Genomic DNA, 23,884 nt, shown 5'->3' on the forward strand with positions numbered 1-23,884 from the left:
TAAACAGGAGGAGAAAATGAAAAAAATAGCAGTAGCATTAATATTATTATTCACAGTGATAGGGTGTAGTTCTACAAAAATCAAAGAAAATTCTAATCAAAAAACATTGATTTTGGACAAGAAGATAATTTCTAAAATTAATAAAAGCGTTTATGAAGTTTTAGTTAAAAAAGTAGAAGTAAAAGGATTTAAGTATGAAAAGGAATTGCCTGTTAAAAAATTATCATATTCAAATAGAAATGATAAATATTATTCAATAGGAACAGCATTTGCAATTGGTGAAAATAAATTTATGACAGCAGGACACGTATTAGCGTTGGATAAAAAAACATTTTTTAAGGATTTTTTTATAAGAGATAAAAATAAAAAAGTATACAAAATAGATAAAGTGTATAAATATTCTTCAAATAAAGATTTTGCTGTGTTTTCTGTAAAAGGAGATGTTAAAAATGAAGATTTTTTAACAATAAAAGAAAAGTTTAATATAAATCAACCAGTTTTTACAGTAGGAAACGCATTAGGAGATGGAATTGTTATTAGAAATGGAGTATTGACTTCAACAACTCCTGAAACTGAAAATGGAAAATGGAATTGGATAAGATTTTCTGCACCTGCATCTCCTGGAAATAGTGGAGGACCTTTAGTAGATAAAGATGGAAATATTATAGGAATAATATTAATGAAATCTAAAAATGAAAATCTAAATTATGCTTTGCCAATATTAGAAACTATGAAATTTTTTGATAATAGTTTAGTTATTCATAAAAAAATTGGTTATGGATTTTATAATTATGATAAAACTGTAAATAAATATTATGATTTTAAAGAAAAATTGCCTAAAAGCATAAATGAAATAAGGAGAGATATTACAGAAGATTATCATAAAGAATATATTGAAAATTTAGATGCGATTTATAAAAAAAATAAAAAAGATTTTTTTCCAAATGGAGAAAATTCATTAAAAATAATTTATGATGAATATACTAATAGATTCCCATATGTTTTAGCAAAGGCTGATAATGGAGAATGGAAAGCTTTTACACCTAAAAAAATAGAAAAAAATGAACTGCCTAATGAAAGCTTAATACAGTATGGACAACTTTATGATTTTAATATGATATATTTTAAAAAGCCAAATAATATTAAAGAAAAAGATATTTTGGATAATCCAACAAAAATGTTAAATTTAGCTTTAAAAGGGTTACCTTTGTATAGAAATTTTGCAGGAGAGGATATACGAATTACATCTGTAGATAAACAACCTGTTAGCTCAAATTATATTGATGCATATGGAAGAAAATGGATATTTAATACATGGGATTTAGTGTATAATGATTTGCAATTAACAACAATGATTTTGCCAACACCTTCTGGATTTGTGGGATTATCAATGATGGGAACAGTTGATGATACGTACAATTTAAAGTATGATTTTAAAATGATAAGTAATTTTGTGTTGGTATCTTATGATGGCACATTAAAAGATTGGAAAGAATTTTTAACATTAAAAGATATATTACAAAAAAATCTAGTGGGATTAAAATTAGATTATAGTAAAAAGGATAATTTGAATTTATCAACAGGAAATGTTAGTATAAAGTATCAAAATAAAATTCCAATAAAAATAGATGAAGACAGTTATTTGTTGGTTATCTCTAATTTTATAAAAAATAAAGAAAATGTAAAATTAGGAATAAAGGGAATATATGTTTCTGAAAATGAAAATAGTAATAATGCATTTTATCTACTTGAAAACTTAAGACCAGATGATAGATTGGATAAAGATTATAAAAATAGTTGGGGGAAAATAGTAGATAATAAATATCCATTTGATAATGAGGTGTATATGAATGATGGACAAACAAGGATAGTAACTACTATAAAGAACAATAAAAACAAAATTTATAGTTTGAGCTTTTATTTAGAAGGGAAACAAGATGAAAATGAAATAAAAAATATGATGAATGAGTTTAAATCAAATTTACAAATAAAAAAGGAGATGAAATGATGAATATTATTTCTATAATAATAATAATATTAGGGATCTTTCTTATTATGAAAAACAGACCAAAAAAAAGAGTTGAAAATGATTTTGGAGATTCTAAATTTGAACAAAAATGTATAAATTGCCATTACTTGATGAAAAGTATAAGACAAGGAGGAGGACCTGTTAGGATGCCATTAACTCCAATAGAAAGGCAGGAACTTTTGGATAATAGGTTTGAATTTATAGAAAAATCAAATTTACCTTGGGAACTTGGATGTTATAAAAACATCTGGAGCAGAGAAGCAACACCAGATAATTATAAAGAATTATATAAGAATATAGTAGAAAAAAAGAGAAAGAACAAATGTGATTTTGTGAAATATGAGCAAGGGAAAAACTTTGAAGATATAGGTAAAGAGGATAGTGTAAAATAATTGTAGAATTTTAGTCACAGATAAACGAAGATAATTATCCACCAATTTTTATTCATCAGTGTTAATATGGTTGTATAATATTTATTGGGAAATAAAAAAATAAATTAAAAAAGCATACAAAATCTAATATCATAAGGTTACCAATAAAATGATAAAGGAAAATAAAATATGTAATGAACACTATGATTTGTTTATTATGGATATATTAAGTAAGGCGTTTGAAAATTTAATAATAATAAATATATTTTCTCAATAGGAAATCTGTAAAATGTCAGATTTCCTATTTTTTTATTGATATTTGGGTTTTTGTATAGTAAAATTAAAAATAGGAGGCAAGTTGAATATGAATAAAAAAATTATTTTTTTAAAGTCATTTATTATAATATTTTTATTTATAAATGTAACTATATTTAGCAAAACAATTTCATTGGCTACAATAAATTTTGAGCCATATTATGGACAAAAGTTAAAAAATGGAGGAGCTGTTGCAGAGTTAATAAAAAAAGTATTTAATGAAGAAGGGTATAATGTGAAAATAAAATATGTTCCTTGGGCTAGAGCAGTAGGGTACTTAGATATGGGAGTAGTTGATGGAATATATGCAATGTGGAAAACTGAATCAAGAGATAAAAAATATTTATTGTCAGAACCATTTTTTCCCAATGAAATAGTTTTTGTTTCTATGAAAAAAAACAGTATTAAATTTGATGGAGATTATAAAAAATTAAAAAAATACAGAATTGGAGGAGTTAGGGGATATTCATATTTAGAAACTATGAAAAAGTATAAATATAACTTTGATTTAACTTCTACCGATATTCTTAATGTTAAAAAATTGTTATATGGAAGAGTGGATTTGATTATAGGCGATAAATTAGAAACACAATATATTATAAAAAAATATTTTAAAGAATTTTATGGAAAAGAAGAATATTTAAAACCTATTGTAACCATGGAAAATCAGTATTTAGCATTTTCTAAAAAGGTCAAAGATGCTAAATTAAAATTGGAAGCATTTAATAGGGGATTAAAAAAATTAAAAGAAAATGGAGAGTATGAAAAAATAAAAGAAGAGATATTACAATTATCAAAATTTATTAATGAAAAAAGAGAAGAGAAGATAGAGGTTAAGAAATAGAAATTATTTTATATGGGGGGATAAAAATGGCTAAATATGGAGTTTTATTTGTAGATGATGATGAGAATATATTAAGTTCTATTAAAACAAAGCTCACTTCACAAGAATATGAAAAATATTTTGCGAATTCTGTAGAAAAAGCTCTTGAAATTTTAACTATTACAAGTGACATATATGTTGTGGTATTGGATTTGAATATGCCAGAAGTAAATGGGCAAAAACTTTTAGAATATATTAATAAATATTATCCAGATATAGAAAAAATTGTTTTATCTGGATATAGCGATTCCGCTACAATAATGTCTGTTTTAAATAGTTATCATATTTCTGCATATATAAAAAAACCTTGGACATATAATACCGAATTTATACCAATTATAAAGAGCTGTGTACAAAGATATATTGAAAGAAAAGAGATAAAAAATAAGATAAAAAAATATAATTATGAAAAAAAATTTTTTACATCAAAAGAAAAAGTAGTTAATACAAAAATTGAAAAATTAGATGAACTTTTAAAAAAAATAGAGAAGGAGAAAGAAGATAATAAAAAATTGATAGGTTTCATAATAAATTATGCACAACCTTATATAGAAAAATCTCAAGAACTTTTTAAGTTAGATCAAGAGGAATTAATAAAAAAGTTAGATGTAGAAAAAGAGGAATTAAACAAAGAAGCAAAGTTTGTAATAAAAAATTTAGATAAAATAAAAGAGTATATTCAAATTAAAACAAAAGCACAAAGCAAAAATAAAAAAGTACTTATTGTAGATGACTCTAAAGAAAACAGGCAACTATTAGCTAATATAATACAAACATATACAAAACATAAAGTAATTGTCGCAAAAAGTGGCTATGATATTATGAAAATTATAGGTAAATTAGATTCTGAAGATATAGGGATTATACTTTTGGATATAATGATGCCGGGAATAGATGGATATCAAATTGCAGAAGCTCTAAAAAATAATAAAAAAACTAAGGAGATACCTATAGTATTTATAAGTGCTATGACAGATATAAAAGATATGGCAAAAGCATTTGAAAAAGGTGCATATGACTATATAAAAAAGCCTATTAATAAAAATGAAGTGTTAAAAAAAGTAGAGGAACATATAAGAGCGGGTAGGTGATATATTTTGGGATCTAAGAATTTAACAGAGGAGATAATAAATAATTCGAACGTTGGAATTATAGTAAGTGATGATTCTGGGAATATTACTTTTGCTAATGATAGAATCTGTAATATTTTAAAAATTAATAAAAAAGATGTCATAAATAAAAACTATAATGAATTAATAAAATTGAATGTTGAAAATATAACTATTTTTGGAAAAAACATTCAATATTTTATAATTAATTTTATAGGAGAAATAATACCTGTAAAAATTATGTATTTAAAAACAGAAAATGAAAAAAAAATAACTTTATTTGAAGAAGTGAAAATAAAAAATAACAGATTAAAAGATATTAGTTTGAAAAATAGATTGAAAAACCTATTTATAAATTTTTCTATAGAAGCTATTAGCATTGATATAAATGAATTAAAAAATTATTTGGAAAATTTTCTCAGAGAAATTATTTCTGAAATTGGGTTTGATGGTGCAGGGATCTATAATTATAAAAATTTAAATAAAATGAAAAAATATTTTTTTATTGGAGATAAAAATTGCACTTTTCCAGAAGAATATAATATAGGTACAAGGAAATGGTTGAAAAAACAGATGGAAAATATGGAAATAATCTATCTGAAAACAGAAAATCTGAATAATGTAAATAATTTTGAAGAAAAGAAATTTTTAGAGAAAATGGGGATAAAATCTTTTGTGATGATACCTATAGGTATAAAAAAAGAACCTTTAGGTTTTATTTTTTTAATTTCAAAAGAAAATATGGTATCTCAATTTTTAATTGATTTTTTTAATATTATTCAAAAAGTAGTGACTAATATTTTTTATAGAAAATCCATTGAGGAATCTCTTATTGAAGGTAGTACAAGATTAATGGAATTTATGTCAAAAATAAAAGAAATATCTTATGTAGATCTAAAAACATTTGAGAGTATAGAAGGTAAAATGAAAGAGTATCTTGCATTATGCAATAAAACACTTGAATCCGATTGTTCTATGATTATAAAGTTACAATTAAAAGATGTTGTTTTAAAGGAGAAGTTTGAGATAAACAATTATTTTCAAATAATAAAAGATGAAAAATTAAAAATAAAAGCTGATAATAAGTTGTTATTAAAAATAATTGAAGAAGATGTTTTTAACAAAGGAATAATTATGTTAGAAGAAGAAAATAAAAATATATTTGAAAATGAGGATATAAAAATATCATTTTGGGCACCGATATATTTTAATGAATCATTTGCATTAGGAGTATTAATAATTGGATTTAAAGAACAAGAAAAAATAAAATTTTATAGCGAAAACTATACTTTGCTGGAAAGTATCGCAAGAAGTATAGGAAAATCTTTTGAATTGGATATCAAAAGAAATCAATTGTTAAAATCAAAAGAGGAGGCTGAAAAAGCAAATAGAGCAAAAAGTACATTTCTTGCTACAATGAGCCATGAAATAAGAACTCCAATGAATTCTATAATAGGATTTTCAGATTTGTTATATGAAGATGAAGATGATTTAGCTAAAAAAGAACTATTAAAAATAATAAAATATTCATCTAAAAATTTATTAGAACTTATAAATGATATTTTGGACATTTCAAAGATAGAGTCAAAAAAATTGGAGCTAAATAAAGAAAATGTAATAATAAGAAAAGTTTTTAATGAAATATATCTGATTTTTTTAGATATAAAAAATAAAAAAAAGCTAAATTTTATATATGAAGTATCAGAGAATGTGCCTGATATTATTCTTACAGATGAGCTAAGAGTAAAACAAATTATTATAAATTTATTGAGTAATGCTTTTAAATTTACAGAAAAAGGAAGTGTAAAATTTTTTGCAGATTATGATTATAGTGAAGGCAATCTAATCTTCGAAGTAGAAGACAGTGGAATAGGAATAAGTAAAGAAAATATAAAGAAAATATTTAATCCTTTTGCACAAGAAGATAGCTCAACATCAAGAAAATATGGTGGGACAGGGCTTGGATTGTCAATAAGTAAAAATTTAGCGGTAATGCTTGGTGGAGATATTTATTTAGAAAGTAAAAAAGGGGAAGGAAGTAAATTTCAAGTAAAAATAAATGCACCAGAAGAAAAAGATGAAAATTTATTAGGAGAAGCATTAATAAATAGATGGAAAAAAGACCCTGAATTAGAAGAGATGTTTTATTCATTTTTAAGCACTTTAAATGAAAAAATAGAAGATTTAAAACAAAATATAAAAGATAGAAATAAAGAAAATATAGCTTTTATAAGTCATAAAACAGCAGGTACTTGTGGAAATTTGGGAATAGAAAATCTCTATATTATAATGAAAAAGATTAATAAAGAAGCTTTAAAAGATAATCCAAATTATAATTTAATTATAAAAAATATGAATGAAATAGAAAATATAATATCTATAATTCCTAAAAAATATTTAGAAAAGAAAGAAAAATATAAGGTAAATATAAGTGAAAATTTTATTGCAAACGGAGAATATAAAATTTTACTTGCAGATGATAGTGAATATAATCAACTGTTAATAAAAAAATTACTTGCTAAATTAGGATTAAATTGTGTATCAGTTGAAAATGGATTGGAAGCAATAGAAGAATTAAAGAAAAGTGATTATGATATATTACTTTTAGATAGGCAAATGCCTATTATGGATGGAGAAGAAACGCTTAAAGAATTAAATAAATATGATAAATATATAAAAATAAAAAAAATAATATTAACAGCAGATGCACAGGAAAAAGTAAAAGAAAATTTTTTTAAATTGGGGTGTTATGATTTTATATCAAAACCAATAGAGAAAGAAAAATTTTATAATGTAATAAAACGGGCAATAATCAGTGTTAAAAAAAATAAAATTATAAATATTTATAGTAAAAGAGAAAAAGAAAAGTTAAAAAAATTTATTTCAGATTTAGAAGAAAATTTATATATATTTGATCCTGATAATTTGGAATTTATAATGGAAAATATGGATAAAAATCTTATATATTATAATGAAATAAAACCAAAGCTTAAAAAAATTATAGATACTTTTGATGATGAAGGACTTGAAGAATTAATTAATAATTTAAAATCAATAATTAAGGTGGTTTAAATGGATAAAATTAAATTAAATAAAATGGATGAAGGTGTATTTGTAATAGTAACTGAAAAAATAAGTATGGATGAGCTTATATCTTTTATAGCTGAAAATGATGTTGAAAATCCTGATGTTGAAAAAATAAGTTATGCTTTTGAACATATAGGAGAGGAAGTAAAAATAGCAGAATATTATGGAGAAATATCTTTGAAGTCTCATTTTGAAATAACAGTAAGTACCAATAAAATGGAAGCCTATTTAATAGTTGGATATTCGCAAGGTGGAAAAATTCCTGATTATTCTGATATAATAGATGAGTTGCAGAATATGGGAATAATAAAAGGGATAAAAGAAAAAGCAATAAAAGATTTGATAGAAATAGAAAATTTTAACAGTAAAATTAAAATAGCAGAAGGGAAATTTCCCATAGATGGTAAAAATTCTTATACAAAATATCTAAAAGGATTGAAAAAAAATAAGACTAAAAGACCTACTATTGATATTGATGGGAAAGCAGATTTTAAAAATATAAATTTTTTAGAAACAGTATTAAAAGGGGAAGTATTAGCGAAAAAAATATCTGCCACTAAAGGGGTAGATGGATATGATATATTTGGAAATGTATTAAAAGCTAAAGATGGAAAAGATATAAAATTAAAAAAAGGAAAAAATACTATAATAACAGAAGATGGTATGCAAATTATAGCTAATGTAGATGGAATGCCAATAATAAGAGATAATAAAATTGAAGTAGAAAATGTGCTTATGGTTGAAGAAGTAGGAGTAGAAACAGGAAATATAGATTTTAATGGAAGCGTAGTAGTAAGAGGAGATGTAAAATCTGAATATATAATAAAAGCGACTGGAGAAATACAGGTATTGGGAAATGTAGAAAATGCGATACTTCAATCTAATGGGGAGATTGTTATAAAAGGGAATTGTTTTGGTAAAGAGGATTCTTTAATTAGTGCAGAAGGGGATATTTTTCTTAATTTTGCAGAAAATATAGAAATAAAAACAAAAAAAGATTTAATTATTAATGAAGGATTAATAAATTGCAAAGTGTATGCTGAAGGGAAAGTTGTAGCAATTACTAAAAGCGGTTCAATAATAGGTGGAGAAACAAGAGGTGAAGCTGGTATAGAAGTTTTAAATGCTGGTTCGAAAACAGGGGCACAAACCGAATTAAAAATTTTAGGAAAATCAAAAGTGGTTGAGAGGATAAAAGAGAAATTAAAAGATATCGATTGGGAAATAAAAGTGATAGAAAAAAATATAATTAGCTTACAATATATAAAAAAAAATGTTCCTCAATTATATGGTGATGAAAAAGAAGAACTGTTTATGAAATTAATAAAAAATAAAATGGGTTTATTAAATGATAAGAAAGTTTTGGAAATAAGATATAATGTGTATAAAGAAAAAATGGAAAGAGAGGAATTTCCAAAAATAATTGTAAGAAATAGATGTTATTTTGGAGTTAAAATAACATTAAAAGAGAGAAATTTTGAAGTAAATGAAGATATTGAGAGGATAAAATTTTTCCTAAAAGATGATAGAGTAGAGCATGAGTTTGTGTAATTTTTTTTTTGAAAATTTAAGTTGAATAAAAAAACAATTGACAAATTTTAATATTAGTGATATTTTATAGTTGTTAAGACAGATTCATTTTTAAAATTAAATATTTACCGCTAGGGGAGCAATTTTGCTGAGAGGAAAAATATTTCCGACCCTTAGAACCTGATTTCTGGATAATACCAGCGTAGGAAAGCGATAATTTTATACTTTATATTAAAAGATATTAAAAAGATTATTTGAAATATCTATAATGAAATATTCAAAAATTTTGAGATTCCATTACAAGTTTAATAGGGATAATTTTTTAAACTTTTAAATATTAATATAGTATATTTTTAACCGCATACCTATGTATGCGGTTTTTTATGTTTATGGAATGATTAATTGGTTGATACCATCTGTACCGGTTCATTTGTAAGGGCAATTTACGAATTGCCCAAATAAAGAGATTATTTTAAGCATATTAATCAATAGTCATAATTTTTTAGGAGGTGATATATTGGAAATTGTTATTAATGGCGAAAAAAGATTGTTATTAGAAGAAATATCAGTAGAAAATCTTATATTTTTATTAAAATTAAATAAAAACAGTATTTTAGTAGAATTGAATTTGGAAATAATTAAAAAGTATGAGTGGGAAAATACTATTATTAGCGAAGGGGATTCTGTTGAAATTATAACTTTTATGGGAGGAGGATAAAATGAAAGATATTTTAAAAATAGGGAATAAAGAATTTAGTAACAGATTATTTACAGGAACAGGTAAGTTTAGAGATAAAAATTTAATAAAAGGTATGTTAGAAAAAAGTGGCTCGGAAATGATTACAATAGCTTTAAGGCGAGTTAATTTATCTAATCCTGATGACAATATATTAAGTTATATTCCAAAAAATATAACAGTTTTGCCAAATACATCAGGAGCTAGGAATTATAAAGAAGCTGTTAGAATTGCAAAAATAGCAAGAGAAGCTGGATGTGGGAATTTTATAAAAATAGAGATAATACATGATAGTAAATATTTAATGCCAGATAATGAAGAAACTATAAAAGCAACTAAAATTTTAGCAGATGATGGATTTATAGTTTTACCATATATAATGGCTGACTTAATAAGCTGTAAAAAATTAGAAGATGTAGGAGCTAGCGCTGTAATGCCATTAGGTTCTCCAATTGGCTCAAATAAAGGGTTACAAACTAAAAGTTTAATAAAAATAATTATAGAAAATAGTAATGTTCCTGTAATTGTAGATGCTGGAATTGGAGCACCATCACAAGCAGCAGAAGCAATGGAGATGGGAGCAGATGCGGTACTTGTAAACACAGCAATTGCAACTGCAGAAAATCCTTTATTAATGGGAGAAGCATTTTCAATGGCGATAAAAGCTGGAAGAATGGCTTTTTTAGCAAAATTAGCTAAAGAAAATAGATATGCAGCTGCTTCTTCGCCTCTTACGGGATTTTTACATATGAATGGAAATGGGAAGATATAATTGACAATGGACAATGATTTAGGAGTGCTTAAAAATAGAATAAGAGAAGTAAAAAATAAAATAGTGCTCTTCTAAGTTAGGGGAGGATTTAGGTCAATGCTTTAAGTTAAGAAAAATATCCTATATTTTCTTATTATTTGCTAAAAATCACCCTCTCAGTCACTAGCGTGACAGCTCTCCCAGAGGGAGAGCCAAAAAGCCTCTCCTTTTAGGAGAGGTGGCAGCGAAGCTGACGGAGAGGTAGGGTTAGCGACTTTAGGTTAGGTCTAAACTAGAACAGAATAAATCAAAAATTTGGAGGGAAAATGAGTTTTTTTAATGTTTTAAAAAATTTTAATGAATTTAATTTTAATGAATATTTTGAACAAGTAACTGAAAAAATGGTGTTGGATTCTCTTGTTAAAAAAGAGCTGGATTATTACGATTTTTTAAATTTATTATCTCCAAAAGCTGAAAATAATTTGGAGATGATTGCTAAAAAAGCTCATGATATAACAGTTCAAAATTTTGGATATACAATAAATTTATATCTACCTATGTATTTATCCAATTATTGTAGTAGCGATTGTTTATATTGTGGATTTAGCAAAAACAATCATATTACAAGAAAAAAATTAACATTAGATGAAGTAGAAAAAGAAGCAATTGAGATATCCAAAACAGGAATTAAACATATTTTAATTTTGACAGGAGAATCAAAAGAGATTACTCCAATAAATTATACAATAAAAGTTGTTGAAATATTAAAAAGATATTTTTCATTTGTAGGAATAGAGATGTTTCCTATGGATGAAGATGATTATGCAAAATTATTTGAAGCTGGAGTTGATGGGTTAACTGTTTATCAAGAAGTATATAATAAAGAAATTTATGAAAAAGTACATATTTCAGGAGAAAAAAGAGATTATAATTACAGACTTGAGACTCCAGAAAGAGGAGCAAAAGCAGGATTTAGAAATATTAATATAGGAAATTTATTTGGACTTGGAGATATTAAAAGTGAAGCTTTTTTTAGCGGAATACACGCTAAATATTTAACTGATAAATATTTGGACACAGAATTTGGATTGTCACTTCCAAGAATTAACAGAGCAGAAGGAGGATTTAAACCTTTTTCACATTTAAATGATATTTCGTTTGTACAAATTATGAGTGCATATAGATTATTTTTACCTAAAGTTGAAATAAATATTTCTACAAGAGAAAAGCCAGAATTTAGAGATAATTTATTAAATATTTGTGCTACAAAATTTTCTGCTGGCTCAAAAACAGAAGTTGGGGGTTATACTTTGGCTAAAACAGAACCACAATTTGAAATTTCGGATAATAGAAATACAGAAGAGATAATAAAAAAAATAAAAGATATGGGATATCAACCAATATTAAAAAATTGGGAGATGATATGATAGGAATAGCAGGTGTAGGAGGGATTGGTTCTAATGTCGCAGTTAATTTAGTTAGAAGTGGTATAACCAAATTAAAAATAGTTGATTTTGATAAAATAGATATTTCAAATTTAAATAGACAATTTTATTTTGAAAATCAAATTGGGAAAAATAAAGTGGAGGCTTTAAAAGAAAACTTATTGAAAATAAATAATAGATTAGAAATTATAACTATAAATAAAAAAATAGTTAATGAAAATATTGAAGAGATATTTAATGATTGCAATATAATTGTAGAAGGTTTTGATAGTAAATATTATAAAGCAATGTTAGTAGAAAAATTTATTGATAATAAGGATTTAATAGTTTCTGCTTCTGGAATTGCAGACAATGATGTCGAAAATATTAAAGTAAAAAAGATTCAAAATAGTTGTTATATTGTAGGAGATTTGGAAAAAGATGTAGAAAATTATAAAACATTTTCTACAAAAGTTAATATTGTCGCTGCAATTATGGCAAATATTATATTGGAAAAAGGAGATTTTTATGAAAAAAATCTATAGAATTTTAGATGCAAACGTAAATAGAGCTTCAGAAGGAATTCGAGTAGTAGAAGATATTTGTAGATTTTATTTTGAAAATGAAACTCTTACAGAAAAGTTGAGGAATATTAGACATAATATTAGAAAAAGTTTAAAAGATATTGATATTTATATGATTGAAGAAAGAGATTCAGAACATGATATAGGTAAAAATATTACTTTAAACAGTGTTATTGATAAAAAAGATTCTGTATCTCAAATTATAACTGCAAATTTTAAAAGAGCTCTTGAGGCTGTAAGAGTTATTGAAGAGATATTAAAAACATTAGATAATATGTATTTAATAGGTAAAAAATTTGAAACTATTCGTTATGAACTTTATTATTTAGAGAAAGATGTAACACAACTAATTAACAAAAAAATTATTCCAGAAGGAATTTATGGAATAACAATGGAAGAGAGTTCTAACGGAAAAAATAATATTGAAATCGTGAAAGAGATGATAGAGAATGGGATAAAAATTATTCAATATAGAGAAAAAAGGAAATCTTTTAGAGATATGTATAAAGAAGGATTGGAATTAAGACAATTAACAAAAGAAAATGGAGTTACTTTAATAATAAATGATTATATAGAATTAGCAATGATGTTAGATGCTGATGGAGTACATATTGGGCAAGATGATTGGCCAATTGAAGAGGTTAGAAAATTAATAGGGAGTGATAAAATTATTGGCGTATCTACTCATTCAAAAGAAGATGCTATAGAAGCTGTAAAAAATGGAGCCGACTATTTAGGAGTAGGACCAATTTTTAAGACAAATACAAAAGATTATAAAACTGTTGGATTTGAATATTTAGAATTTGTAAGTGAAAATATTAAAATTCCTTTTGTAGCAATTGGAGGAATAAAAGAGAATAATTTAGAAGAAATAGTGAAAAGAGGAGCAACTAGAATAGCGCTTGTAACAGAAATAACAGGAGCTGAAAATATGAATGAAAAGATTGGGAAGTTAAATGAAATTATAAAAAAATAAAAGGAGAAATTAAAAATGAAATATACAACTCAAATGGATGCGGCGAAAAAAGGAATTATTACAAAACAGATGAAAGAGGTAGCATTTGAAGAAAATTTGGATGTAGAAATAATCAGGGAAAAATTATCAAAAGGGACAGTTGTAATACCTGCAAATAAAAACCACATATCTTTAATTGGAAAAGGGGTTGGAGATGGATTAAAAACAAAAATAAATGTAAATTTAGGAGTATCAGAAGACACTTGCAATATTGATACAGAAGTAGAAAAAGCAAAATATGCTATAAATCTGAAAGCAGATGCAATAATGGATTTAAGTACTTTTGGGAATACAGGAGAATTTAGGAAAAAACTTGTTAATGTATCTCCAGTAATGTTAGGGACAGTTCCTGTATATGATGCAGTTGCACAATTTGGAAAAACTATAAAAGATATTAGTGTAGATGATTTTTTTAGTATAGTTGAAACTCATGCAAAAGATGGTATAGATTTTTTAACTATTCATGCTGGATTAAATAGAACTTCTATTGAGAGGGTACAAAAAAATGAAAGATTAACACATATTGTGAGTAGAGGTGGTTCAGTATTATATCAATGGATGTTAGAAAATGATAAAGAGAATCCTTTTTATGAAAATTATGATAGATTGCTTGAAATTTGTAAAAAGCATGATGTAACTTTAAGTTTAGGCGATGGATTAAGGCCTGGAAGTTTAAAAGATGCAACAGATGCTCCACAAATTCAAGAATTAATCATTTTGGGAGAGCTTACAAAAGAAGCTTGGAAAGAAAACGTGCAAGTGATGATAGAAGGTCCAGGTCATGTTCCATTAAATGAGATTGCTGCAAATATGCAAATTCAAAAAAAATTATGTCATGGTGCTCCATTTTATGTGTTAGGACCAATAGTTACAGATATAGCCCCAGGATATGACCATATTACATCTGCTATTGGAGGAGCAATTGCCGCTACACATGGAGCAGACTTTTTATGTTATGTAACTCCTGCAGAACATTTGAGATTGCCTACAGTGGAAGATGTTAAAGATGGAATTATAGCTACAAGAATTGCAGCTCATGCAGCAGATATTGCAAAAGGGATAAAAGGTGCAATTAATTGGGATAATAGAATGAGTAAAGCAAGAGGGGACCTTAATTGGAATAAAATGTTTGAACTTGCAATTAATCCTGAAAAAGCTATAAAATATAGAGAATCAGATAAGCCGAAAGATAAAGAGGTTTGTACAATGTGTGGTGAATTATGCGCAATAAAAAGAAGTAAAAAAGCTTAATTGTAATTTGTATAAAATTCGTCAAGTTAAGGATTTTATAATTTTATATTGGGTTTGCAAACGGCAAAACCCTTACATTATAAAACAAATTAATACTGTAGGGGCTTGCCGTTGGCAAGCCCAGTTCTTATCTTGATGACATTGACCTTTGTGGGTACCAAAGATGAAGTATAGGTTATTTCTTTATTTTAGGAGAATATTTTATTCCATATTTAGCATATATTTTTACAAGAGTTCCATCCTCTTTCATCTTTCTTAAAATTTCGTCATATTTTTTTTTAATATTTTCCATGTTCGGATAATCCGATTTTCGTGGAAATGTATTAAAATAATCCCTCTTTTTAAGTGGCTTTTTAAGATATGTTATTTTATCAGAAAAACCACCAACATGAGCTTCATAAAGAGCTGCATTGGTATTATATGGCAATAAATCTATTCTTCCACCAAGAAGTTTTCGCATTTGAAGTTTATTTTTTACAACAGTATCAAGTGTGAGGATACCTTTTGAAGCTGCTTCCCAAAATTCTGGCGTATATGAAAACCCTTTTGTAGCCCCTATATAATAACCACGTAAATCTTCAAAACTGTTATATTTTATTTTACCTTCATTTTTTCTAAGAATAAAAAAATTCCAAGTTATAGTTACATGAGACTCTTTAGGATAATATAGATATTTATTTCTATCTTTATTATAAGAGTATGTAAAGACTATATCATATTTACCTGCTTTTGAAAGAGCAAGAAGTCTTGTTGATGAATTTACTAAAAGAATTTTATATTTGATACCCATTTTATCCATTATATAAGATATAATATCAACATCAATTCCGGTAGGTTTCCCTGTAGAATCATGAAATCTTAAAGGTGCTTCTGGGATTCCAGCTATAATGAAATCTCTGGCAAAAGATAATTGAAAAATAGAAAAACATAAGGCAGTAATAATAATGATTTTTTTTAATGAATATTTCATTTTTAACATCTCCTTTTTATATTTTATATTATACTTATTTGTGTAATTCTAAAATTAGTATATATATAATATACTGCAAATATAAATAAATCCTTTTTTTATTTATGAAGAAAGTATAAGTTTATGATACATTCAAAGAATATCTATTATTGTAATTGACAACAATAGATATTATAAGCTATACTATAACATAGTGCAAATATAAAAAATACAATGGATAAAAAGGGGGATAAAATGAAATTAAAATGGAAAATAATGTTACCAATAGTATTAATATTAACAGTTCAATATTCGGTGTTAATTTTTAAAGATATTAGTATTAATCGAGAAAAGAATAAATCAATAATAAAAAAAATAGGGGATATAAAAAGTGAAGCCTTTTTTAGTTATTTAAATAAATCTCTGGCAAAAGGAGAAATGTTTATAGATTTTGTTTTAAGTAATAAAGAGACAAAAAAAGCTTTTGCAGAAAGAGATAGAGATAAATTAGAAGAGATAAATTATAAGTTATATAATAAATTCAAAAAAAATGCAGATATAGCTCAATTTCAATTTCATCTGCCATCAAGTGTATCATTTTTAAGATTGCATAATTTAAATAAATATGGAGATGATTTGAGTTCTTTTAGAAAAACTGTAGTAGAAGCAAATAAAAAAAAGCAATTAGAAAAAGGGATTGAAGTTGGAGTTGCTGGAATTGGGATTAGATATGTAAAACCTGTTTTTTATAATGGAAATAGCATTGGAACTGTAGAATATGGTGGAAAATTAGGAGATAAATTACTTAAAGAATTTATTGAAGAGACAGATAAAAAGATAAAAGAATATGGATTAAATGTATCTATTATAGCTAAAAATTTAAAAGGTGAATATAGTGTTATCGCTTCAAATTTTGAAGATGAAATAGCTATAAATCCTAATGAGATATTATCTAAATTTACAAATAGTAGTGATGGTTATTATTTTTCCAATGGAAGAGATGCTTTTTTTTATGAAAAACTAAAAGATTTTTCTGGAGCAGTAGTAGGTTATGTTAAGTTTAAATATGATATTTCGAATATTTTGAAAAAAGGTAGAGCAGATACAAGATTTTCAATAGTTATAATTATTGTAACACTAATAAGTATAATAGTTTTTCTATTGCTATTTATAAAAATTGTGATAGAAAAGAGGTTAAATTTATTAGTTGAATTTATTAAACAAGTTGAAAAAGGAGATTTTAGAGATAAAAACAGGATAAAAGGGAAAGACGAAATAGGGAAAATGTCAGATAGTATAAATATTTTTATTAAGAAATTACAAAAAATAATTATTGATGTAAAAAGTTATTCAGGAAGAGTATCAAATGGAATAGAAGAATTTAATGATACAATGCGTCAAATAAGTAATTCTACAGAAGAAGTAAGCGAAAGCTCAACAACCACAGCTGCTTCAATAGAAGAATTATCAAGTACAACAATTGAAATACACCAAAATATTGAGAGATTATTAAAAAATACAGAAAACACCTTACAACTAGCAAAGAATGGCGGAGATGCAGTGGATTTAACAATAGATGAAATTAATAAAATAAAAAAATTGGTAGAAGTAGGAACGGAAGATGTAAAAGAGTTAGGAAATAAAACAAATGAAATAGGTGAGATTGTAGTAGTTATAAAAGAAATAGCAGCACAAACAAATTTGTTAGCATTAAATGCTGCAATAGAAGCTGCAAGAGCAGGAGAAGCGGGAAAAGGATTTGAAGTGGTAGCGGAAGAGGTTAGAAAACTCGCTGAAAAAACTACAGAATATACCAAAGAGATAAATAATAGTATAAAAGAGATACAGGATGAAACAAATGGGGTAATAACTAAAATGGAGGAAGTCAACATAGAAGTAGAAACAGGAGTAGAAACATCAAATAATACAGGAAAAGCATTGGAAGAGATTGTTATTCATACAGTAGAGGTAAGGGATATGGTCAATTCAATAGTAAACTCTACTAGAGAACAATCTATAGCTTCGGAAGATATAGCTAAACAGACAGAAGCTGTCGCACAAAATTCAGAATTAAATGGGCAAGCTATAGAAAATAGTAGTGAATCAATAGGAGAAATAGCAGAGATAGCAGAAGAATTAAATCAAATGGTGAGGAAATTTAAAGTTAATAATGATGAGAATGAAATGGGAATAAAAAAAATAGAATAAAACAGTAGTTATTGCCTATTTTAATATAAATAGGCAATTTAACTTTACAGAGGAGGTTGTAATAAGAAATGGATTTTAAATATATAAATTATGGACAAGATGAATTTGAAAATATAATTAATGAAAAGAATAGAGTATATATTACAGATTCTAATATAAATAAAACATTTTTAAAAAATTATGAGAAGAAGGAAATATTAAAAAAAAGCAATCTATTTTTTACACTAAATGAATTAAAAGAAAATATATTTTTAGATGATAAAATAACTTTAAAAGAGGAAAAGGAATTTTTGCTTTTTTATGAAATATTAAATTCAGAAGAAAAAAAAGCCTTAAATATATCAACTTATTATGATTCTATTGATATTGCAGGAGAATTTATAAATTTTTTTACAGAATTAAATGAATATAATGTTGATAAAATAGATAATTTAAATATTTGGCAAACAAAAAGATATTCTATGTTTTCAATAATAAAAAAAAGATATGAAGAAGAATTAAACAAAAGAGGATATACCCTTCCAATGTTTAAGTATAATATTAAAAATATTGATTTGAATATATTAAAAGATTATGATGAAATTTGTTTTGTAAACGTGTTAAATTTTACTCCTCTTGAAAAGGAGATAATAACTTTATTGGAAAAAAACAGGAAAAAAGTTATTATTTATAATCAAATTTATAAAGAGGATTATAATGAAAAAGAGTTAAAAATAAAAGATATAACATTTCCAAAGAAAATTGATACAGATATAAAAATCTATGAAAATAAAGAGGAGTTTTTAGAGATATTAAATAGTATTAAAATAGCTGAAAGCGGTAAATATGATATTTATGATTTGAATTTTGAAAATAGTAAATATAAAAATATATTTTTAAATGAACATATAAATTTTCAAAAAGTTATAGAATATAGTTCTACGAAAATATTTAAATATTTAGATGGACTACATACTCTTTTGAACAATTTAAAAAGAGAAGAAGGAAAATATCTATTTAGATTAAAGGATATTTTAGAAGCAGTTGAATTTAAAGAGATAAAATATAATTTTCAAATAGAAGATGATGATATTATGTTACTTAGAAATATGGCAGTTAAAGGATATAAATTTATAGATAAAAATGTAAATATTCCAAATAAAATCAAATTAATGTTATTAGAAATAGAGGAGATATCTAAATTTAAAACATTAAAAGAATTTTGTGATTATATTGAAAAAGTAGATGTCGAAAGGACAAGTGAAGAAAATAAATTACTATTTGAGGCACTTTCAGAGATAGCTGTTATTGAAAAATTAGATATTGTTTCTAGCTGGGACAATTATTTTGAAGATATAGCAGAAGGGCTTTTTAGATTAGTCTTGAAATATTTGAGATTTAAAAAGGTAAGTGAAAATATTAAATTGGATGAAGATGCAATATTAATAAAAAATTATCAAGATATTAAATTTATAAACGAAAATATGATTTTATTAAATTGTAATGATAATTTATTGCCGACAAAATATAATAAAAGTTTTTTATTAACAGAAAAACAAAGGAAAAATTTAGGATTAAAAAATTATGAAGATAATAGATTAATAGAAAAACATAAGTTTTTAAGTAGAATATCTAATTCAAATGAAACTATTATTTTTGCTATAAATAATGAAAATAAAAATGTAGATGCAAGTTCATTTGTAGAGGAGTTAATAATTAATTACAATATAAAAAAAGCAGATTCAAATATTGATGAAAATAATTATGAAGAAGTTATAAGCTCTATTTTTAAAAATGGAGATGGATTTGAGCTAATAAATAATAATTTTAAATTAAAATTAGAAAAAAACGATTTCGAAGATAATAAATTTATAATTTCACCAACTGATTTGTATGATTTGAATATGTGTAATTATAAATTTTATCTGAAAAAAATTGCAAATCTTACAGATATTAATATTGATATTGAATATAAATTGGATTCGAGAACTTTGGGAATTATTTTGCATAAATTAATGGAAGAGATAGGATTTAAAGTTTGGGGAAAGAAGATTAAAGTAGAGAAAAAAATTATAAGAGAAAATTTAAATAAGATATTAAAAGAGTATGAGCTATTTATGCCAAAAGAGTTTGAGAGATATTATACAGAAGTTTTATTTGAGAATATAATAGAATCTGTATTTAGATTTTTTGATAAGTTAAATAAAATTTTAGAAAAAGAGAGTAATATAAAATATAAAAGAGAAGAAAATACGGGAATGATAAAACTTTTTGATGAAAAAGATATAGAGGTAAGTGCAAAAGGGAGAATAGATCTGCTCGTTGAAACAGAAAACAGTAGATATTTAATTGATTATAAAACTGGTAATGGAAAGTTTCAACAATTGGATTTTTATTCGATACTGTTTTATGGTGATGCAGGGAAAGCTGAAAAATATCTATATAATGTAATGGAAAGTAGATTTATTTTAGAAAAAGAGAGAAAAAAAGATGACAAGCCTTTGACAAAATTGGATTTAGAAGAGACAATAAAAGGGATGATTCGAGAAAAAGAGTATATTAGAAAAAAGAATTTGTTTGTGTGTAATGATTGTGAATATGGCAATATATGCAGGATGAGGTGGGAAGAAAATGAATAAAATAATAAAAGCAAGTGCTGGAACTGGAAAAACTTATAGATTGTCATTAGAATATTTAATAAGATTAATAAAAGGAGAACCGTTTAATAATATTTTTGTAATGACTTTTACAAGAAAAGCTACTTTTGAAATAAGGCAGAGGATATTATTACATTTAGAAACTATAATTTCAAATTCAAAAGAGGGAAAAGATATTATTGATAATTTGAAAAAAATAGATGATAATATTAATATAGATATTGAAAATTTAAAACAAATATATAATGAGATGTTAAAAAATAAAGATAAAATTAACATTTATACAATAGATGGATTTTTAAATATGGTTTTTAAAAAAGTAATATCGCCATATATAAATTTATATAATTATGAAATTGTAAATACAGAGGAAAACAAAGAATTTACAGAAAGAGTTTTGAAAAAAATAGTTAATAATAAAGTTTATTTTAAAGAGTTTAATGATTTTTTTATGGAGAATATAGAAAGAGATATTGATGAATATATAAAAACAATTGATACAATTATATTAAATAGATGGAAATTTTTATTAGTAAATCACGAGCCTAAAGTTAAATTAGGAAATATTAATCCAATAATTATTTATGAAGAGGCTGTCAAAAAGTTAGATGAAATTTTTCAAATAAAAGGAAAAGGAGAATTTTTTGAATATTTTAAAAAAGATTTTAGATTTTATAATGAAATTGAAAATTTAGAAAAAAAAGCTGAATATATATTAAGAGATAATAAGAAATTTTTAAAAGCCAATTTTTGGAATGGAAATAAAATAAAAGGTAAAAATGTAGTAGGGTTAAAAGGAGATTTGGAAGATATATATGAAGAATTTAAGAAAAATTTAGCAATAGAGATATATAATAGAGAGGTAATTCCATATGAAAAACATATATTTAATATTGCGGATATTATATTTAAACTATATGATGAGATAAAAATAAAAGAGAAAAAATTTACACATTCTGATATAGGAAATTATACTTATAAATATTTAACAGATGAGAATTTGGGAGTAGTAAAAAATGGTAAATTTACAAATTATTTTTATGAATTAATCGGGAATGAAATAGACACAATATTTATAGATGAATTTCAAGATACAAGTATTTTACAGTGGAATATTTTAAAATTAATAATAGAAAGCAGTAAAAGTTCTATTGTAGTTGGAGATGAAAAACAATCAATATATTCTTGGCGTGGTGGAGAAAAGCGATTATTTGAAACAATGGAAAATATAATTGATGGAAATGTTGAAGTTTTGGACAAGTCATATAGAAGTGATAGTAAAATTATAAATTATATAAATAACTTTTTTGGGAAAATTAATGAAAATTTTAGATATAAGCCTATAAGTTATTATGAAAAAAATATTGGCGGATATATTGAAACTTTTGCAGGAAGTAAAATTGATGTTAAAAATGAATTAGTGGAAAAAATTAAAGAAAAACTAAATGGAAATTATAAAAATGTAGCAATTTTAGCAAGAGGAAACAGGGAGTTAAATGAAATTGCATTAATATTAGGAAACAATAAAATACCATATGTTACAGAAAGTAATTTATCAATTATAGAACATAGGACTGTAAAACCTATCTATTTTATTTTAAATTATTTTTTGAAAAATAGTTATATTGATTTGTTAAACTTCTTAAGAAGTGATATAATAAATATAGATGAAAACTATTTGAAACTATTTATAAAAAATCAAAATATTGTTGAAGATTTTATTAATGGAGTAGATGATTTAGAAAATATAAATATAAAGAAATTAGATTTTATAGATGAGAATATTATAAAATTATTAGAAGAGATAAAAAAATTAAAAAATATGGAATTTAAAGATATAAATAAAGAATTAATAGAAAAATTTGGAATATTAAATAAATATACCAGTATAAGTGATTTGAAAAATATATATTATTTTTTTGAATTAATGAAAAATTTTGACAGTTTAAAAGAGTTTATGGAATTTTTAAAAAAGAAAAGTGAAAATGAAGAATTAAAACAAATTGGAATTGAAGAGACAAATGCAATAAAATTAATGACAATACATAAATCAAAAGGGCTTGAATTTTCTACTCTATTTTTTTATTGGAAAATATCGTCAAGAGAGAAACCTGAAAAGGGACTTAAATTTTTTACAGAATTTGATTCTAAATTCCATAATGTAGAAAAATATATGTTTGTAAATTCTAAATATAAAAATATAATAGAAACTTGTGGATTTGAATTTTTTTCTAATGCTAAAAATGTATCTGATATAGAAGAGATAAATAATTTATATGTTGCATTAACAAGAGCTAGTAAAAATTTATTTATATTTGCTGATTTTGGGAATTCAAAACTTGGTAAAAATTTTAATACTATATTTAGTGAAGAGGATACGAATATATATAAAGGAGAAGGAAAATTTGTAGCAACTCCAATTGAAATTAAAGATGTAGAAGATAAAATAGTATTAGATAATAAAGAAAAATCTAAATCAAATAATAAAGATAATAATAAAACAACTATTAAAGAAGAATATAATTTTAATAAATATTTTAAAAATTTAAAAGAAGAAAGATTAGAATTAGAAAACAGTATGACACTTGAAAAAGAATTTAATAGAAAATTGGGACTTGCAATCCATTATTACTTAGAAAATATAATTTATGGCAAGGAAGATGAGAGAAAAAGGGCAAAAAAAATCACATATTCTAAATATGGAAATATGTTAGGATATGACAAGGTAGAAACTGCAATAGAAAGGGCAAATAATTTCATAAATAAAAATAAAGAATATTATGATGAAAAGTATAATGTTTTTAATGAATATGAGATAGAGTATAATAATCAAAAACATAGAATAGATAGATTGTTAATAGATGAAAAAAATAGGGAGATTTATATTTTAGATTATAAATCGGGACACGTTATGGATAAAGCACAATTAGAAAGATATAAAGATATTCTAATGGAATTAACAGAGAACAGATATGCAATAGAGACTAAGTTTTTGTCTTTGTAAAG

At 24.5% G+C, this 23,884-nt stretch carries 16 protein-coding genes and 1 riboswitch; of the genes, 15 read left to right on the forward strand and 1 reads right to left on the reverse strand.

Translation table 11 applies throughout. The features are described from left to right. Positions 1-16: 16 nt before the first annotated feature. From RDY08_RS10770 to thiC, 12 genes are all read left to right on the forward strand, one after another. Positions 17-2,008, forward strand: a complete 1,992-nt coding sequence (locus RDY08_RS10770) for a S1 family peptidase (RefSeq protein WP_307905628.1) — start codon at positions 17-19, stop codon at positions 2,006-2,008. Continuing rightward, positions 2,005-2,421, forward strand: coding sequence for a hypothetical protein (locus RDY08_RS10775; RefSeq protein WP_307905629.1), 417 nt, complete (start codon positions 2,005-2,007; stop codon positions 2,419-2,421). Before RDY08_RS10770 ends, RDY08_RS10775 begins: the two co-directional genes overlap by 4 nt. A gap of 343 nt (positions 2,422-2,764) precedes the next feature. After that, positions 2,765-3,559, forward strand: a complete 795-nt coding sequence (locus RDY08_RS10780) for a substrate-binding periplasmic protein (RefSeq protein ID WP_307905630.1) — start codon at positions 2,765-2,767, stop codon at positions 3,557-3,559. A gap of 26 nt (positions 3,560-3,585) precedes the next feature. Further along, entirely contained in the window at positions 3,586-4,689 is a 1,104-nt protein-coding gene (locus RDY08_RS10785; RefSeq protein ID WP_307905631.1) for a response regulator, read from the forward strand. Between the two features lie 6 nt (positions 4,690-4,695). Further along, complete coding sequence (locus RDY08_RS10790) at positions 4,696-7,779, forward strand: ATP-binding protein (RefSeq protein ID WP_307905632.1); 3,084 nt, start codon at positions 4,696-4,698, stop codon at positions 7,777-7,779. Further along, complete coding sequence (locus RDY08_RS10795; protein WP_307905633.1) at positions 7,780-9,345, forward strand: flagellar assembly protein A; 1,566 nt, start codon at positions 7,780-7,782, stop codon at positions 9,343-9,345. 102 nt (positions 9,346-9,447) lie between these two features. Continuing rightward, a riboswitch (TPP riboswitch) is annotated at positions 9,448-9,550 on the forward strand. Positions 9,551-9,841: 291 nt separating this feature from the next. Beyond that, positions 9,842-10,042: a sulfur carrier protein ThiS gene (gene thiS, locus RDY08_RS10800; protein WP_307905634.1), complete on the forward strand. Its 201-nt coding sequence runs from the start codon at positions 9,842-9,844 to the stop codon at positions 10,040-10,042. Position 10,043: 1 nt separating this feature from the next. Beyond that, positions 10,044-10,832, forward strand: a complete 789-nt coding sequence (locus RDY08_RS10805) for a thiazole synthase (RefSeq protein ID WP_307905635.1) — start codon at positions 10,044-10,046, stop codon at positions 10,830-10,832. 305 nt (positions 10,833-11,137) lie between these two features. Then, complete coding sequence (gene thiH / locus RDY08_RS10810) at positions 11,138-12,238, forward strand: 2-iminoacetate synthase ThiH (RefSeq protein WP_307905636.1); 1,101 nt, start codon at positions 11,138-11,140, stop codon at positions 12,236-12,238. Next, entirely contained in the window at positions 12,235-12,780 is a 546-nt protein-coding gene (gene thiF / locus RDY08_RS10815) for a sulfur carrier protein ThiS adenylyltransferase ThiF (protein ID WP_307905637.1), read from the forward strand. The genes thiH and thiF overlap by 4 nt, the downstream gene beginning before the upstream one ends. Continuing rightward, positions 12,764-13,795 carry a thiamine phosphate synthase gene (locus RDY08_RS10820; protein WP_307905638.1) on the forward strand — a complete coding sequence of 344 codons (1,032 nt, stop codon included), beginning with the start codon at positions 12,764-12,766 and terminating at the stop codon, positions 13,793-13,795. The genes thiF and RDY08_RS10820 overlap by 17 nt, the downstream gene beginning before the upstream one ends. A gap of 15 nt (positions 13,796-13,810) precedes the next feature. Then, positions 13,811-15,085: a phosphomethylpyrimidine synthase ThiC gene (thiC, locus tag RDY08_RS10825; RefSeq protein WP_307905639.1), complete on the forward strand. Its 1,275-nt coding sequence runs from the start codon at positions 13,811-13,813 to the stop codon at positions 15,083-15,085. Positions 15,086-15,260: 175 nt separating this feature from the next. On the opposite strand, the gene RDY08_RS10830 is transcribed toward thiC, so the two are convergent. Then, positions 15,261-16,055 carry a substrate-binding periplasmic protein gene (locus RDY08_RS10830; protein ID WP_307905640.1) on the reverse strand — a complete coding sequence of 265 codons (795 nt, stop codon included), beginning with the start codon at positions 16,053-16,055 and terminating at the stop codon, positions 15,261-15,263. A 234-nt stretch (positions 16,056-16,289) separates the two neighbouring features. On the opposite strand from RDY08_RS10830, the gene RDY08_RS10835 reads away from it, so the two are divergent. The 3 genes from RDY08_RS10835 (at position 16,290) to RDY08_RS10845 (ending at position 23,882) form a co-directional block, all read left to right on the forward strand. Further along, complete coding sequence (locus tag RDY08_RS10835; protein ID WP_307905641.1) at positions 16,290-18,242, forward strand: methyl-accepting chemotaxis protein; 1,953 nt, start codon at positions 16,290-16,292, stop codon at positions 18,240-18,242. A gap of 68 nt (positions 18,243-18,310) precedes the next feature. After that, on the forward strand, positions 18,311-20,860 hold the full coding sequence (locus tag RDY08_RS10840) for a PD-(D/E)XK nuclease family protein (protein WP_307905642.1): 2,550 nt from the start codon (positions 18,311-18,313) through the stop codon (positions 20,858-20,860). Then, positions 20,853-23,882 (forward strand): UvrD-helicase domain-containing protein, encoded by a 3,030-nt coding sequence (locus tag RDY08_RS10845; protein ID WP_307905643.1) that lies wholly within the window; start codon positions 20,853-20,855, stop codon positions 23,880-23,882. Before RDY08_RS10840 ends, RDY08_RS10845 begins: the two co-directional genes overlap by 8 nt. Positions 23,883-23,884: the final 2 nt, after the last annotated feature.

Origin of the sequence: Haliovirga abyssi (assembly GCF_030295325.1) — a bacterium.
GTDB classification, from domain to species: domain Bacteria; phylum Fusobacteriota; class Fusobacteriia; order Fusobacteriales; family Haliovirgaceae; genus Haliovirga; species Haliovirga abyssi.